At 73.1% G+C, this 14,907-nt stretch carries 9 protein-coding genes; 4 read left to right on the top strand and 5 right to left on the bottom strand.

The window, feature by feature from the left end:
- Positions 1-62 precede the first annotated feature (62 nt).
- The 4 genes from ACFQ3T_RS16905 to metH all read left to right on the top strand — a co-directional run bounded on the left by ACFQ3T_RS16905 (position 63) and on the right by metH (position 6,788).
- Positions 63-791 carry a (Fe-S)-binding protein gene (locus ACFQ3T_RS16905; RefSeq protein WP_380724229.1) on the top strand — a complete coding sequence of 243 codons (729 nt, stop codon included), beginning with the start codon at positions 63-65 and terminating at the stop codon, positions 789-791.
- Positions 788-2,182, top strand: a complete 1,395-nt coding sequence (locus tag ACFQ3T_RS16900) for a LutB/LldF family L-lactate oxidation iron-sulfur protein (protein WP_380724228.1) — start codon at positions 788-790, stop codon at positions 2,180-2,182. Before ACFQ3T_RS16905 ends, ACFQ3T_RS16900 begins: the two co-directional genes overlap by 4 nt.
- Positions 2,179-3,033, top strand: a complete 855-nt coding sequence (locus tag ACFQ3T_RS16895) for a LutC/YkgG family protein (RefSeq protein ID WP_380724227.1) — start codon at positions 2,179-2,181, stop codon at positions 3,031-3,033. Before ACFQ3T_RS16900 ends, ACFQ3T_RS16895 begins: the two co-directional genes overlap by 4 nt.
- Before the next feature lie 158 nt (positions 3,034-3,191).
- Complete coding sequence (metH, locus tag ACFQ3T_RS16890) at positions 3,192-6,788, top strand: methionine synthase (RefSeq protein WP_380724226.1); 3,597 nt, start codon at positions 3,192-3,194, stop codon at positions 6,786-6,788.
- A 91-nt stretch (positions 6,789-6,879) separates the two neighbouring features.
- On the opposite strand, the gene ACFQ3T_RS16885 is transcribed toward metH, so the two are convergent.
- The 5 genes from ACFQ3T_RS16885 to ACFQ3T_RS16865 all read right to left on the bottom strand — a co-directional run bounded on the left by ACFQ3T_RS16885 (position 6,880) and on the right by ACFQ3T_RS16865 (position 14,601).
- On the bottom strand, positions 6,880-7,491 hold the full coding sequence (locus ACFQ3T_RS16885; protein WP_380724225.1) for a hypothetical protein: 612 nt from the start codon (positions 7,489-7,491) through the stop codon (positions 6,880-6,882).
- Between the two features lie 95 nt (positions 7,492-7,586).
- A complete protein-coding gene (locus tag ACFQ3T_RS16880) occupies positions 7,587-10,676 on the bottom strand; it encodes an efflux RND transporter permease subunit (protein WP_380724224.1) in 3,090 nt (1,029 codons plus the stop codon).
- A gap of 426 nt (positions 10,677-11,102) precedes the next feature.
- On the bottom strand, positions 11,103-11,528 hold the full coding sequence (locus tag ACFQ3T_RS16875; protein WP_380724223.1) for a hypothetical protein: 426 nt from the start codon (positions 11,526-11,528) through the stop codon (positions 11,103-11,105).
- Entirely contained in the window at positions 11,521-11,901 is a 381-nt protein-coding gene (locus ACFQ3T_RS16870) for a hypothetical protein (RefSeq protein WP_380724222.1), read from the bottom strand. Before ACFQ3T_RS16870 ends, ACFQ3T_RS16875 begins: the two co-directional genes overlap by 8 nt.
- A gap of 189 nt (positions 11,902-12,090) precedes the next feature.
- Complete coding sequence (locus ACFQ3T_RS16865; RefSeq protein WP_380724221.1) at positions 12,091-14,601, bottom strand: hypothetical protein; 2,511 nt, start codon at positions 14,599-14,601, stop codon at positions 12,091-12,093.
- Positions 14,602-14,907: the final 306 nt, after the last annotated feature.

The raw sequence follows: 14,907 nt of genomic DNA, 5'->3' as shown, positions 1-14,907 counted from the left end.
CTCCGAAGTGTGGTCAGACCACAGGGTGGTGTGGTCAGACCACACAGTCTAGGCTCGCCGACGTGAGAGTCGCGCTGTTCGTCACGTGCCTGGTCGACGGGCTGTTCCCGGACGTCGGCAAGGCCACCGTCCGGCTGCTGGAGCGGCTGGGCCACGAGGTGGTCGTCCCGAGTGCCCAGACCTGCTGCGGGCAGATGCACATCAACACCGGCTACCCCGGCCAGGCGCTGCCGGTCATCCGCAACCACGTCGAGGCGTTCGAGCACGCCGACGTGATCGTCGCGCCGTCCGGGTCGTGCGCGGGGTCGATCCGCCACCAGCACGCGGACGTGGCGCGCAAGCACGGGGACGCGAAGCTGGCCGAGGCCGCGGCGGCCACGGCGACGCGCACCTACGAGCTGTCCGAGTTCCTGGTTGACGTCCTGAAGGTCACCGACGTGGGCGCGTACTTCCCGCACCGCGTCACCTACCACCCGACGTGCCACTCGTTGCGGGTGCTGAAGGTGCGGGACCGCCCGCTGACGCTGTTGCGCGCGGTCGAGGGCATCGACCTGGTCGAGCTGCCCGGCGCCGAGACGTGCTGCGGGTTCGGCGGCACGTTCGCGCTGAAGAACTCCGACACGTCCACCGCGATGCTCGGCGACAAGATGAGCGCGGTGCTGAGCACGAAGGCGGGCGTGCTCACGGCGGGCGACTCGTCGTGCCTGATGCACATCGGCGGCGGCCTGAGCAGGCTGCGCAGCGGCGTCCGCCCGCTGCACCTGGCGCAGATCCTGGAGCACACCCGATGACGTTCCTCGGCATGCCCACCGGCGGCGGCAACCTGACCGGCGCGCCGTTCCCGAAGGCGGCCCGCGAGTCGCTCGGCAACGCCCAGCTGCGCCGCAACCTGGCCAAGGCCACCACCACGATCCGCGCCAAGCGGGCCAACGTCGTCGGCGAGCTGCCCGACTGGGCGGAGCTGCGCGCGGCCGGCGCGGCGATCAAGGACGAGGTGCTGGCGAACCTGGACGAGCACCTGGTCCGGTTCGAGGAGGCGCTGACGAGCCGGGGCACGCAGGTGCACTGGGCGCGGGACGCCGACGAGGCCAACCGGATCATCACCGGGCTGGTCAAGGCCACCGGCACGCGCGAGGTCATCAAGGTCAAGTCGATGGCGACCGTCGAGATCGGCCTGAACGAGGCGTTGGCGGACGTCGGCGTGCATGCGGTGGAGACCGACCTGGCCGAGCTGATCGTGCAGCTCGGCAAGGACCGGTCGAGCCACATCCTGGTGCCCGCGATCCACCGCAACCGGTCGGAGATCCGGGAGGTGTTCCGGCGCGAGATGCCGGGCGTCGACCCGGACCTGACCGACGACCCCGGAGCACTGGCCGAGGCGGCCCGCAAGCACCTGCGGCAGAAGTTCCTGACGGTGGACGTGGCGATCTCGGGCGCGAACTTCGGCGTGGCCGAGACGGGGTCGCTGGTCGTGGTGGAGTCCGAGGGCAACGGCCGGATGTGCCTGACCCTGCCGCGGACGTTGATCAGCGTCGTCGGCATCGAGAAGCTCGTGCCCCGCTGGCAGGACCTGGAGGTGTTCCTGCAGCTGCTCCCCCGCTCGTCCACGGGCGAGCGGATGAACCCGTACACGTCGGTGTGGACGGGTCCGACCGAGGGGCAGACCAGCCACGTCGTGCTGGTCGACAACGGGCGGACGGCCACGCTCGCCGACCCGGACGGCCGGGCGGCGTTGCGCTGCATCCGGTGCTCGGCGTGCCTGAACTCGTGCCCGGTGTACGAGCGCACCGGCGGCCACGCCTACGGCTCCACCTACCCCGGCCCGATCGGCGCGGTGCTGTCGCCGCAGCTGACGGGCGTGGACAAGAACCCGACGCTGCCGTTCGCGTCGTCGTTGTGCGGCGTCTGCTACGACGTGTGCCCGGTGGCGATCGACATCCCGTCGATGCTGGTGCACCTGCGCGCGCGGGTGACGGAGGCCAAGCCGACGACGCCGGAGTCGACCGCGATGCGGGTGCTGGCGTGGGCGATGTCGGACGCCCGCCGGTGGCGCCGCCTCGTGCGGCTGGGCAAGTTCGGCCGGGTGGCGAGCAGGCACGTGCCGCTGCCGGGCTGGTCGACCGCCCGGGACCTGCCGCAACCGCCCAAGGAAACGTTCCGCGACTGGTGGGAGTCCCGATGAGCGCCGCCCGTGACGAGGTCCTGGCCAGGGTGCGGCGGGCGAAGGGCCCCCGCGATCCCGCCCCCGTGCCGCGCGACTACCGGGCGGCCGGCAGGCGCGGCCCGGGTGACCTGGACGTGTTCGCCGAGCGCCTGCGGGACTACCGGGCACGGGTCCGCGTCGTCCCGGCGGACCGCGTGCCCGAGACGATCGCCGAGGCCCTGAGGGAACGCGGCGCGCGCCTGGTGGTCGCCGCCCCCGGCACCCCGCCCGCGTGGACCGAATTGTCGTACCCCGTCGGTAGAATCGAATTCAGGGTTCCCCTGGGCGGGGACCTCAGCGAAGCCACGGGCGTTGCGGTCGGCGAGGGCGGCGAGCCTGGCCGGAACGCCGAGGACAGCACCGGTGGGCAGCCTGGCGAAGACCACAGCGCACCCGCCGGCGCACACCCCGGCGGAGCCGCGGGCGGGGATCGCAGCGGAGGCGCCAGCGGGCAGCCCGGTGACGCGGGCGGGGACCTCGGCGAGGGCTCGTGGGAGGTCATCCGCACGGCCGTCGACGTCGCCACCCTCGAACGCACCGACGCCGTCGTCACCGCCTGCCACGTGGCCGTCGCCGAGACCGGCACGATCGTCCTCGACCACGACGCCGCCGACCAGGGCCCGCGCGTCCTCACCCTCGTCCCCGACTACCACCTGGTGGTCGTGCGGGCGGACCAGGTGGTCGCCGGGGTGCCGGACGCCATCGCCGCCCTGGCCGGCGTGCGCACCCAGACGTGGATCAGCGGCCCGTCCGCCACGAGCGACATCGAGCTGGAACGGGTGGAGGGCGTGCACGGTCCCCGGACGCTCGAAGTGGTGATCGCGACCTGATCCAGGCACGCCCTCCCACACTCTGGACGGAGCTGACCAGAAACGCGAGGGCCGCTAGGATCGGACACCCGACGAGAGGCGCTGCAACGGGTGACGAGCCCGCCACGCTCGGCGGGCCTCGGAACACCGCAAGGGCGCCTCCCACGATGGGAGGCCGCGTGTCGGAAAACGCCCTGCGAGAGCTGTTCGACCAGCGGGTCGCGGTGTTGGACGGCGCCTGGGGCACGATGCTCCAGGGCGCCGGGCTGTCACCGGCCGACTACCGCGGCGACCTCCTCGGCGACCACACGCACGACGTCACGGGCGACCCGGACCTGCTCAACCTCACCCGCCCGGACGTGGTGCTCGACGTGCACCGCCGGTACCTCGCGGCGGGCGCGGACATCACGACGACCAACACGTTCACGGCGACGGGCATCGCGCAGGCCGACTACGGCCTGGAGAAGCTGGTGCGCGACATGAACGTGCGCGGCGCGCAGCTGGCCCGCCAAGCCGCCGACGAGGCCGGTGGCGCGGCGGGCGGCAAGTTCGTCGCCGGGTCCGTCGGCCCGCTCAACGTCACGCTCTCGCTGTCGCCGCGCGTGGAGGACCCGGCCTACCGGGCGGTGACGTTCGACCAGGTCCGGGCCGCGTACGCGGAGCAGATCGCCGCGCTCGCGGAGGGCGGGGTCGACCTGCTGCTCATCGAGACGATCTTCGACACGCTCAACGCCAAGGCCGCGATCGCCGCCGCCCGCGAGGTCGCGCCGCACCTGCCGCTGTGGATCTCGGTCACCATCGTGGACCTGAGCGGCCGGACGCTGTCCGGGCAGACCGTCGAGGCGTTCTGGAACTCCGTCGCGCACGCCGACCCGCTGATCGTCGGCGTGAACTGCGCGCTGGGCGCGGCCGAGATGCGGCCGCACATCACCGAGCTGTCGCGGATCGCGGGCACGTACACGGCGAGCCACCCCAACGCGGGCCTGCCCAACGCGTTCGGCGGCTACGACCAGACCCCGGACGAGACGGCGTCGCTGCTGCACGAGTTCGCCGAGGACGGCGTGGTGAACATCGTCGGCGGCTGCTGCGGCACGACGCCGGAGCACATCGCGCGCATCGCGACGGCGGTCAAGGACATGCGGCCGCGCCCGGTCGCGAAGGTGCCGGACCGGACCCGGTTCAGCGGGTTGGAGCCGTTCGAGATCGGCGCGGACACCGGGTTCGTGATGATCGGCGAGCGCACCAACGTGACCGGTTCGGCGAAGTTCCGCCGGTTGATCGAGAGCGACAACTACCAGGCGGCCGTGGACGTCGCGCTGGAGCAGGTGCGCGGTGGCGCGAACCTGCTGGACGTGAACATGGACGCCGACCTGCTCGACAGCGAGCGGGCGATGACGACGTTCCTCAACCTGATCGCCACCGAGCCCGAGATCGCCCGCGTGCCGATCATGATCGACAGCTCGCGGTGGAGCGTGCTCGAAGCCGGGCTGAAGTGCGTGCAGGGCAAGGGCGTGGTCAACTCGATCAGCCTGAAGGAGGGCGAGGAGCAGTTCCTCGCGCAGGCCCGCCGCATCCGCGACTTCGGCGCGGGCGTCGTGGTGATGGCGTTCGACGAGAAGGGCCAGGCCGACACCGCCGAGCGCAAGGTGGAGATCTGCGGGCGGGCGTACGACCTGCTGACGGGTCAGGCGGGCTTCCCGGCCGAGGACATCATCTTCGACCCGAACGTGCTGGCCGTCGCGACCGGCATCGCCGAGCACAACGGGTACGCGAAGGCGTTCCTGGACGCCGTCCCGCTGATCAAGGAGCGGTGTCCGGGCGTCCGGATCAGCGGCGGCATCTCGAACCTGTCGTTCTCGTTCCGCGGCAACGACACCGTGCGCGAGGCGATGCACTCGGCGTTCCTGTTCCACGGCGTGCGCGCGGGGCTGGACATGGGCATCGTCAACGCCGGTCAGCTCGCGGTGTACGAGAACATCCCGAAGGACCTGCTGGAGCTGGTCGAGGACGTGCTGTTCGACCGCCGCCCCGACGCGACGGACCGGCTGGTGTCGTTCGCCGAGACGGTGTCGGGCTCGGGCACCAAGCGCGAGGTCGACCTGTCGTGGCGCGAGGGCACGGTCGGGAAGCGGCTGGAGCACGCGCTGGTGCACGGCATCGTGGACTTCATCGTCGAGGACACCGAAGAGGCGCGGCTGCAGGCGGCACGTCCGCTGGACGTGATCGAGGGTCCGCTGATGGACGGCATGAAGGTCGTCGGCGACCTGTTCGGCGCGGGCAAGATGTTCCTGCCTCAGGTGGTGAAGAGCGCGCGGGTGATGAAGCGCGCCGTCGCGCACCTGGAGCCGTACATGGACGCGGAGAAGGAAGCCTCCGGCTCCACCCGCGGCAACGGCAAGGTCGTGCTGGCCACGGTGAAGGGCGACGTGCACGACATCGGCAAGAACATCGTCGGCGTGGTGCTGGGGTGCAACAACTACGACGTGGTCGACCTGGGCGTGATGGTGCCCGCGGCGAAGATCCTCGACACGGCGATCGCCGAGAACGCGGACGCGATCGGCCTGTCCGGGCTGATCACGCCGTCGCTGGACGAGATGGTGTCGGTGGCGGCGGAGATGCAGCGGCGCGGGATGAAGCTGCCGCTGCTGATCGGCGGCGCGACGACGTCGCGGCAGCACACCGCGGTCCGGATCGCGCCCGCGTACGACGCGACCACGGTGCACGTGCTGGACGCGTCGCGGGTGGCGGGCGTGGTGTCGGCGCTGCTGGACGAGGAGCGCGCCGAGGAGCTGGGCGTGGCGACCCGCGTGGAGCAGCAGCGGTTGCGCGAGGAGCACGAGAACCGGCAGAGCACGCCGATGCTCACGGTGGAGCAGGCGCGGGCGAACGCCGAGGCGGTGTCGTTCGAGGAGCTGCCGACGCCGGCGTTCACCGGGTTGCGGGTCGTGGAGCCGTCGTTGGCCGAGCTGCGCGAGATGATCGACTGGACGTTCTTCTTCCTGGCCTGGGAGCTCAAGGGCAAGTACCCGAAGGTGTTGGAGAACCCGGTCGCGCGTGACCTGTTCGAGGACGCGAACGCGATGCTCGACGGGATCGTCGCGGACGGGTCGCTGTGGGCGAAGGGCGTGTACGGCTTCTGGCCCGCGCACTCCGAGGGCGACGACATCGTGGTGGACGGGCGGCGGCTGCCGATGCTGCGCCAGCAGACGCAGAAGCCGCAGAGCAGGCCGAACCGGTGCCTGGCCGACTACGTGGCGCCGGAGGGCGACCACCTGGGCGGGTTCGCGGTGGCCATCCACGGCGCGGAGGAGCTGGCCCGGCGGTACGAGCAGGAGCAGGACGACTACAAGTCGATCATGGTGAAGGCGTTGGCGGACCGGTTGGCGGAGGCGTTCGCCGAGTACGTCCACCTCCAGGCGCGGCGGGACTGGTTCGAGCCGGACGCCGACCCGGCGCTGGAGGACCTGCACGCCGAGCGGTTCCGCGGCATCCGGCCCGCGTTCGGCTACCCGGCCAGCCCGGACCACAGCGAGAAGCAGGACCTGTTCTCGTTGCTGGAGGCGGAGAAGATCGGCCTGGCGTTGACGGAGTCGTTCGCCATGACGCCGGCGGCGGCGGTGAGCGGTGTGATCTTCGCGCACCCGGAGTCGCGGTACTTCACCGTGGGCCGGATCGGGCGTGACCAGGTGGAGGACTACGCGGCGCGGCGCGGCATGCCGGTGGCGGAGGTCGAGCGCTGGCTGCGGCCGAACCTGGCCTACGAGCCCGAGGCGTGATCCGGGAGGCCGCCCGGTCCTGCCGGCCACGGGTTCCGTCGTCACGAAACGCGGGCTGATCGACGGCCTGCGCTGCGGCGCGCGGAAGTGGTCAGAGGTCAAGGGGCGGACTGATCACCAGCCGCCGGTCCACGGCCTCCACCAGCCGGTCGGCATGGGCGGGCACGGTGACGCGCGCCCACTCGCCCAGGGCGTCGAGGAACCCGAGCAGGTCTCGCCGGACGTCCTCGAGGAGTCCCGGCAAGGCGTCGCGCTGAAGGTCGACGTGCGGCCCGGTGAACCCGGGGTTGGTCAGGTCCTCGTCGCACCAGACGCGCACCACAGGGCCGAGTTGCTCCACCTGGACGTCCGGGCTGTGACCGAGCCAGATCACCCGGCCGGCGAGCACGTCCACCCAGTCTCGCCACTCCTCCAGGCCGACGCAGCAGCCCGGTTCGACCACGACCCCGTCCGAGGTGATCCGGAGGCCGCCGGGGACGCTGAAGTGGTCGTCGTCGTAGGCCAGGAAGGCGTCGACCGCCTCGGCCGCGTCCACCGCCTCGGCCACGTCGTCGACACGGCCGATCAGCGCCCAGGCCAACGCGCCGACCTCCCCCGGCGTGGGCGTGCGTGAGACGGCCGGGTGGAACGGCCCCGGCTCGACGGCCCAGAACGGGCACTCCACGACCACCCAACGCTCCAGCACCGGAACCATCGTGACCATGTGGCCATTGTGGGCGGTGCGGCAACCCGATTCGCCGTCAGACGACGAAGGTCCCGCCACCCGGGTCGGGCAGCGGGACCTTCCACCAGGCCGAACTAGACGGTGACCGGCTCGCGGTCCTCGACGGGGCGCTCGGTCTTGCGCGCCTGGCGGCGCTCCTTGCGGCCCTCGACCATCGAGTACAGCGTCGGCACCAGCACCAGGGTGAGCAGCGTCGAGCTGATCAACCCGCCGATCACCACGATCGCCAGCGGCTTGCCGATGAACGCGCCCTCGCCGGTGATGCCCAGCGCCATCGGCAGCAGCGCGAAGATCGTGGCCGCGGCGGTCATCAGGATCGGCCGCAACCGCCGCCGGCCGCCCTCGACCACCGCCTCCCGCACCGGCATCCCGTCCCGCCGGTACTGGTTGACCAGGTCGATCAGCACGATCGCGTTGGTCACCACGATCCCGACCAGCATCAGCATGCCGATCAGCGCGGGCAGGCCGAGCGGCGTGCCGGTGAGCAGGAGCAGGCCGATCGCGCCGGTCGCCGCGAACGGGATGGACACCAGCAGGATCAGCGGCTGCACCAGGCTGCGGAACGTCGCCACCATGATCAGGAACACGATCGCGATGGCCGCGAGCATGGCCAGGCCGAGGTCGGCGAACGTCTCGGCCTGGTCGGCGCTCACGCCGCCGAGCTCGTGCGTCGCCCCGGCGGGCAGGTCCAGCGCGTTCAGCCGCGACGTCAGGTCCGCGGTCACCGCGCCCAGGTCGGACCCGGTGGCCTTGGCGGAGATCGTGGCGCTGCGCGCGCCGTCGGTGCGGCGGACCTGCACCGGACCGTCCACGACGGACACCTCGGCGACCTGGCCGAGCGTGACGCCGCCGGGCAGCGGCAGCGCGCGCAGGGCGGTCACGTCGGCGGGGGCCGTGCCGGTGCGCAGCACGATCCGCTGGGACCGGCCGGCGACCGGCAGCTCCGCCACCGGCACCCCGCGCAAGGCCTGCGCGGCGAACTGGCCGATGGTCTGGCCGCTGAGCCCCCGTGCCGCCGCGGCCTCCTGGTTCACGGCGACCTGCACGCGCGGCGCGCTCACCGACAGGTCGTTGGTGACCTCGCCGACGCCGGGCGCGCCGGCGACGGCCTCCCGGACGCGCTCGGCGGCGTCCCGCAGCGTCGCCTCGTCGGGCGCGGTGACCAGCACGTCGATGGTGTCCGAGCCGAAGCCGGACGCCGCCGCGCCGAACGCCACCTCGCCCGCGCCGGCGGTGTTCGCCAGCCGCTCGGTCAGCCGGTCCTGCACGGCTTCCAGGTCGGTGCCCTCGCGGACGGTCGCGCGGACCCGGGTGTCGCCGTCACCGCCGAACCCGAACGCGGCCAGGCTGTTGTCCGTGCCGATGGTGACCTGGTAGGTCTCCACCTCCTCGGTCTCCGCCAGCACGCCCTCCAGCTTGCGCGCCGCGTCGTCGCGGGCGGCCAGGCTGGTGCCGGGCGGCATCTTCTGGGTGCCCTGCAACGCGGTGCCGCCGCCGTTGTCGATGAAGTTGGTCTCCAGCGAGCCGGCCAGGCCGAGCGTGCCGCCGAAGATCAGCACCGCGATCAGCAACGTCACCCAGCGCCGCGTCGTGGCGAACCGCAGCACGGGCACGTAAGCGCGCTGCAACGGGCTGCGCTTCTCCTTCTCCAGCGCCGCCTGGAGCGCGCGCTCGGCGGCTTCCGGGTCGGTGGGCACGGCCGGGCGCTTCAGGAACCAGAACGCCAGCACCGGCACGATCGTCAGCGACACCAGCAGCGACGCGAGCAGCGCGACGGTGACCGTGATGGAGAACGGCCCGAACAGCTCGCCCGCGATGCCGCCGACGAACGCGATCGGCAGGAACACCGCGACCGTGGTCAGCGTGGACGCCGTCACCGCCCCCGCGACCTCGCGCGTGCCGTCGAGCACGGCGCGCTCCTTGTCCTCGCCGTACCCGAGGTGGCGCTTGATGTTCTCCAGCACCACGATCGAGTCGTCCACCACCCGGCCGACCGCGATGGTGAGCGCGCCGAGGGTGAGCAGGTTGAGCGACAGGTCGCCGGTGTAGAGGGCGATCAGGGCGACCACCACGGACAGCGGGATGGACACCGCCGTCACCAGGGTGGACCGCACCGACAGCAGGAACAGCAGGATCACGATCACCGCGAACAGCAGGCCGAGCAGGCCCTCGGTGGTCAGGCCGCTGATCGCCTTCTCCACCTCGGGGCCCTGGTCGAACGCGACGGTGAGGGTGGAGCCGGTGGCCTCGCCCCACTCGCCGAGGCGGTCGCGGACCTGGCGGGAGATCTCCACCGCGTTGCCGTCGGACGTCATGGTGACGCTGACGCCGAGCGTGGCCTGGCCGTCGGTGCGGGTCAGCACGGTGGCGGCGGCGGGCCCGGACTCCACCGCGGCGACGGCGCCGAGCTTCACCGGGCCGGCGGGTGAGGCGAGCACGAGGTCGCGCAGGTCCTCGACGGACCCGACCGGGCTGCCGATCTGGACGGTCAGCGTCTTGTCCGCGTCCGGCACGGTGCCCGCGGGCACGACGGCGCCCGCCGAGGTGAGCGCGGCGGTCAACGCCTGCGGGTCGACCCGGGCCGCGCCGAGCTTGGCGTAGTCGACGGTGACGGTGACCTGGCGGTCCCGTTCGCCGCTGACGGTGGCCTCGCGCACGCCGGGGATGGCTTCGAGGTCGGGCACGACCTCGGCGCGCAGCCGGGCCGCGGCGGCGAGGTCGTCGTCACCGGTGGTCGCGGCGAGCGCGATGACCGGGATGTCGTCGGTGCTGCCCTGGGCGACGGTCGGCTCGACGCCCTGCGGCAGGCGCGGCTGCAGCCGGTTCACGGCCTGCTGCATCTGGGCCACGGCGGCGTCGACGTCGGTGCCGTAGGTGAACATCACCTGCACCGTCGCGGAGCTCTCGGCGGAGCGGGTGAGCACCTGCTCGACGCCGTCGACGCCGCGCACGGCGGCCTGGATCGGCTCGGCGACCTGGCTGTCCACCAGGTCCGGCGACGCGCCGGGGTAGGGCGCGATGACCACCGCGGCGGGCAGCTCGATGGACGGGAAGAGCTGCTGCTTGATCGAGGGCAGCGTGAACACGCCGAAACCGATCACGAGCAGGCTCAGCAGCCCGACGAGGCTTCGGTTGGCCAGGCTCAGTCGAGCCAGCACGGACATCGTGGGAATCTCCTTGGTGAGCGGACCTGCCGACGCGTGGCGATCGGCGGGGGCCGACGACCGGACGACGCGCGGGGGCGCCGCGGGCGGATGCGACGAACGCTCGCACACGGAACCTGAGAACAGGCTCAGACATGGGTTGATTCGCCGACCGCCCACCTGCGGTCTGACCAGCGTCAACACTGTCCGCGGCCTCGCCGTCGCGGCCAGGTGATCTTCATCACGAGCGATCTTCGAGCGGTCCTCGACGGACCCCGGGACCGGTCCTCGGACGCCGCGGAGGCCGGGGGACGCGCCCCCGGCCTCGGGCTTCCACGACGGCGTTCCCTGCCGGACGCCCTTGGGGTCGGCCGCCACCGCGGAAGGGCCGCCGGGGCGTGGCGCCCGGTGACCCGACTGCATTACGCGGGCGGCGTGCCGCCGGGTTCAGCGGCCCGGTTCGGGGTTCCGCAGTGCGGTGCGGCCGGTGTGCCGCAGCCACAGCAGGCCGAGCACCGGCAGCACGAGCGGCACGAACCCGTAGCCGCCACCGAAGTCCGACCAGACGGTGGCGTCCGGGAACGCGTCGGCGAACACCAGGCTCGCCGCGCCGACCACCAGCACGCCGGCCAGCTCGACGCCGCACGCGAGGTAGGCGATCCGCCGCGGCACCGCGCCGGCCAGCGCGGCCGTCGCCACCACGTACACGGCGGCCGCGAACGCGGACAGCGCGTACGCCAGCGGCGCGTCGCCGAACCGGGTGGCGATCTGGACCGCCGACCGGGCCGCGGCCGCGAGCGCGAAGATGCCGTACACGGCGATCAGCAGCCGTCCCGGACCGGACCGGGTGGCTTCCGCGAGCCGGTCACCCATGCCCGGCCCAGACCTGGTTGAGCCGCAGGATCATCACGGGCACGCTCAGGCACGCCACCGCCAGCGTCCCGGCGCCCCACCGGGACCGCTCCGCGAGCGACCAGAACGCGCCGAGCGGCAGCACCACGGCCGCCCCGATCAGGTAGCCGACGAACGTCGCGCGGTCGAGCTCCCGGTCGGCGCCCAGGACGTTGACCACGCCGACGACCGCCTGCGCGAGCAGCCCGACTTCGAGCAGCACGACGACGGCGGCGAGGCCGAGGGTGGGCTTGGTGGCGAGCGTGATGGGCCGGTCCGCGATCATCAGCACCAGCGACCACAGGGCCGCGACGAGCGCCACGACCGTCAGCGCGGTGGCGAGGACTTGGATCATCTGGACTTCCCGGTCGGACGGCGAGCAGCGAACGGCAACCTACTCCGCGCCCGGACCGCGCCCGCGCGAAGCCCCGCGTGGTGCTCCGCATGCGACCGTGCGTGCTGCCCGGCCTGCAGGCCTGCGTGCGGCCGTGCGTGCGGCCTTGCGTGCGGCAGGGCGTGCGGCAGGGCGTGCGGCAGGGCGCCGCTACCGCCCCAACGGCTCCCCCGCCAAGGCCGGCCCGGTGACCACGACGGTCGCGCGCGGGTTCGCGACGGCGTCCGCCACGCGCGCCACCACCTCGTCGAACACGGGGTCGTCGTAGTAGTCGCTGTGCCCGCGCAACGGCGAGGCGACCATGTCCGGGTCGGGGTCGAGGAACTCGGGGTCGCGCAGCCGGACGTCGTTGCCGCACCGCACGCCCCACAGCTTCGCGCCCGCCGCCACCGGCTCGTCGTCGGTCTTCGGCCACACCTGCACCGGCCCGCCGAGCGGGTCGGTCAGCCGGTGCAGGTTCCACCACCGGTCGCCGAGGTCGTGGTGCAGGCGGGTCAGCTCGGCGTGCCCGAGGTAGTGCGGGAACAGCCGCGAGTACGCCCACTGCAGCTGCGAGCCGTAGGTGACGAGGCCGACCCGCCGCAGCGCCGCCGCCGCGTCCGCCTGCCTGATGTACCGCTCGCCGTCGGCGGGGTCGGGCCGCTCGCTCTCCCGGCGCAGCAACGACAACGCGGCGACGCACACCACGCTCCCCTGGCTGTGCCCGGACAGCACGACCGCGCTCACGTCGTGGTGCCCGGCGAGCCGGACGGCGCGCGAGGTCAGCTCGATGGTGGCCCTCCCGCCGTAGGGCGGCGGGCAGATCGGGTGCGCCAGGCGCGGCCAGAACGCCACCAGATCCCAGACGATGCCGACGGCTGTGCGCATGCGGGGGCTCTGCCACGTCCGCACACCCAACAACAACAGCACCACGACGAGTCCGGACACGACCAGGCTGCCCAACGCGCCGAGTTCGCGCGCGGGCAGGCTCGACAGCCACTCGGCGAGCCCCGGCGCGGGCGCGGACCGCCAGTCCGGGTGCGCCAGCCGGGCCAGCGCGACACCGCCGCCCGCCGCGGCCAGCACGCCGCCGAGCAGCGCGACCGCGCCGAGCAGCCAGTGGTAGCGGTACTTGCCGGAGGCGAGCCGCTGGTGGAACGCGACCTTGCGGACGCCGGGCCGGTCGGGCCGCCCCGGGTAGTCGGCCAGCACGCCGTCGCGGACCGCCGCGCCGATCGAGTGCCGCAGGCAGGAACCCACGCCGACGACGTACAGCAGACCCGCCACGACGGCCGCCGCCCAGAACGCCCAGCCGGGCACGGACGTCCACCGCAGCAGCACGGCGACGCCCGCCGCCAGCGACCCGGCGGCGAACCACGACGCGCTCGACACCTGCCGCACCATCGCCGCCACGACCGGCGCGACGAGCAGCGGGAACGCGATCGCCAGCACGCCCCACAGCCCGGCGCCGACCAGGTAACCCGTGCCCAGCACCAGCCCCGGCCGCCCCGCCTCCGGCACCGGGTCGCCGACCCAGTCGACCACCCGGTAGGCCAGCCCGCCGCTGAACCCGACCGCCAGCGTGGTCGCGACCGCCGCGATCACCACGGCCCCGTAGCCGTGCCACATCGGCCGGAACCTCTTGTCCGCCACCATCAACTCGACACCGCGCGGCGCGTGCCGCATGCGCACGCACGCCACGAACAGCGCCACCAGCAGCACCACCGCCAGTGCGGACAGCACGTTGGTCACCACCTCGAACCCGGCCAGCGGCGTCACGGACCCGGTCGCGCCCACCGGCAGCCGCCACAGGACCGCGGTCGCCACACCGGCCGCCACCAGCAGGTACACCGCCGACGTCCACTTCAGCGCCCGCGAGTTCACCTCCCGCCGGTCCGGCGACATCACCACGCAGCCGACCGCCCACAGCAGCACCAGCACGCCCACGCCGACGACGGACCACGACAGCGCGTCCGACGGCCGGCCCGGCTGCGCCGTCCGCAACGCGCCCGCGTACAGCACGCCGACCACCGCGCACGCCGCCGCCACGTGCGCGTCACGCAGCACCGGCGTGCGCGGCGACGTGTGCCAGAACGCGTAGTCGCCCAGGCTCCCGGACCGGGTCTCCCACACGTGGTGGGTGCCCTTCGGCTCGTACAGGAACGTCTGCCGGCCGAACCACCACAGCACGGTGATCACCAGGCCCGGCGGCACCGCCCCGACCAGCAGCATCGCGCCGAACGGCCAGCCGGCGAAGAACCCCAGGCGCTCCGCGCGGCACGCCGCCGTGCCCGCGCACTGCCGCACCAGCAGCTCCAGCGAGACGTACGCGGTGGCGGTGACCAGCATCGCCGTCAGCACCAGCCCGAGCAGCCGCAGCACCGCCTCGGCGAACCGGTTCGCGCCGAGCAGCGCGTACCGGGCCAGGTTGAGGATCGCGAACGGGATCAGCACCAGCCACAGCGCCCGGCTCGCGCCGCCCGAGGTGAACCGGCCCCAGTGGAACGCCTCGACGGTGCGGGTCCGCCCGCTGGACGGGGCGCGCGCCGGCGTGCCCGCCCGCAGGAACCGGGCGACGTCGTCACCGGCCACCGGGGTCGGGTACGGGTCGCCGAGCATCGTTTCGGGCGGGGTGCCCGACACCCCGTGGACCCGCAGTTCGACGACGTCCTCGGGACGCATGCTCTTCCCCTGCCGTAGTAGCCGTGGGGTGTTGCCTACCGGATCGCCCGACCGGGGTAGGCCGTTTCGGTCATCGAGCCACCCGGTCGGGGCACCACGGGGCTGGTGAGAGCATCGTGGGTGACGCCCGGCCGCCGATCGCGACCGGGCGGACCACGGCCACGACCCGAAAGGCTGCCCACGGTGACCAAACCCGCCCGCCGCGACCCGAGCAAGCTCGTCGACGCCTCCGGGTTCCGCGAGTTCGTCCAGCACGGCTGGGGCCCGGCCGACCGCGCCGCGCGCGTCGCGCCCGGCGCCGCCAAG

The sequence above is a fragment of the Saccharothrix hoggarensis genome (assembly GCF_042678885.1).
Lineage (GTDB): Bacteria > Actinomycetota > Actinomycetes > Mycobacteriales > Pseudonocardiaceae > Actinosynnema > Actinosynnema hoggarensis.
The sequence above is the reverse complement of the archived record's forward strand: the minus strand, read 5'-3'. Positions and strand labels throughout refer to the sequence as shown.

Bases quoted from the DNA above. Each gene is read 5' to 3' on its own strand.
- ACFQ3T_RS16900 (WP_380724228.1), top strand. From the start codon at position 788: ATGACGTTCCTCGGCATGCCCACCGGCGGCGGCAACCTGACCGGCGCG.
- ACFQ3T_RS16895 (WP_380724227.1), top strand. From the start codon at position 2,179: ATGAGCGCCGCCCGTGACGAGGTCCTGGCCAGGGTGCGGCGGGCGAAG.
- ACFQ3T_RS16885 (WP_380724225.1), bottom strand. From the start codon at position 7,491: ATGGTCACGATGGTTCCGGTGCTGGAGCGTTGGGTGGTCGTGGAGTGC.
- ACFQ3T_RS16880 (WP_380724224.1), bottom strand. From the start codon at position 10,676: ATGTCCGTGCTGGCTCGACTGAGCCTGGCCAACCGAAGCCTCGTCGGG.
- ACFQ3T_RS16875 (WP_380724223.1), bottom strand. From the start codon at position 11,528: ATGGGTGACCGGCTCGCGGAAGCCACCCGGTCCGGTCCGGGACGGCTG.
- ACFQ3T_RS16870 (WP_380724222.1), bottom strand. From the start codon at position 11,901: ATGATCCAAGTCCTCGCCACCGCGCTGACGGTCGTGGCGCTCGTCGCG.
- ACFQ3T_RS16865 (WP_380724221.1), bottom strand. From the start codon at position 14,601: ATGCGTCCCGAGGACGTCGTCGAACTGCGGGTCCACGGGGTGTCGGGC.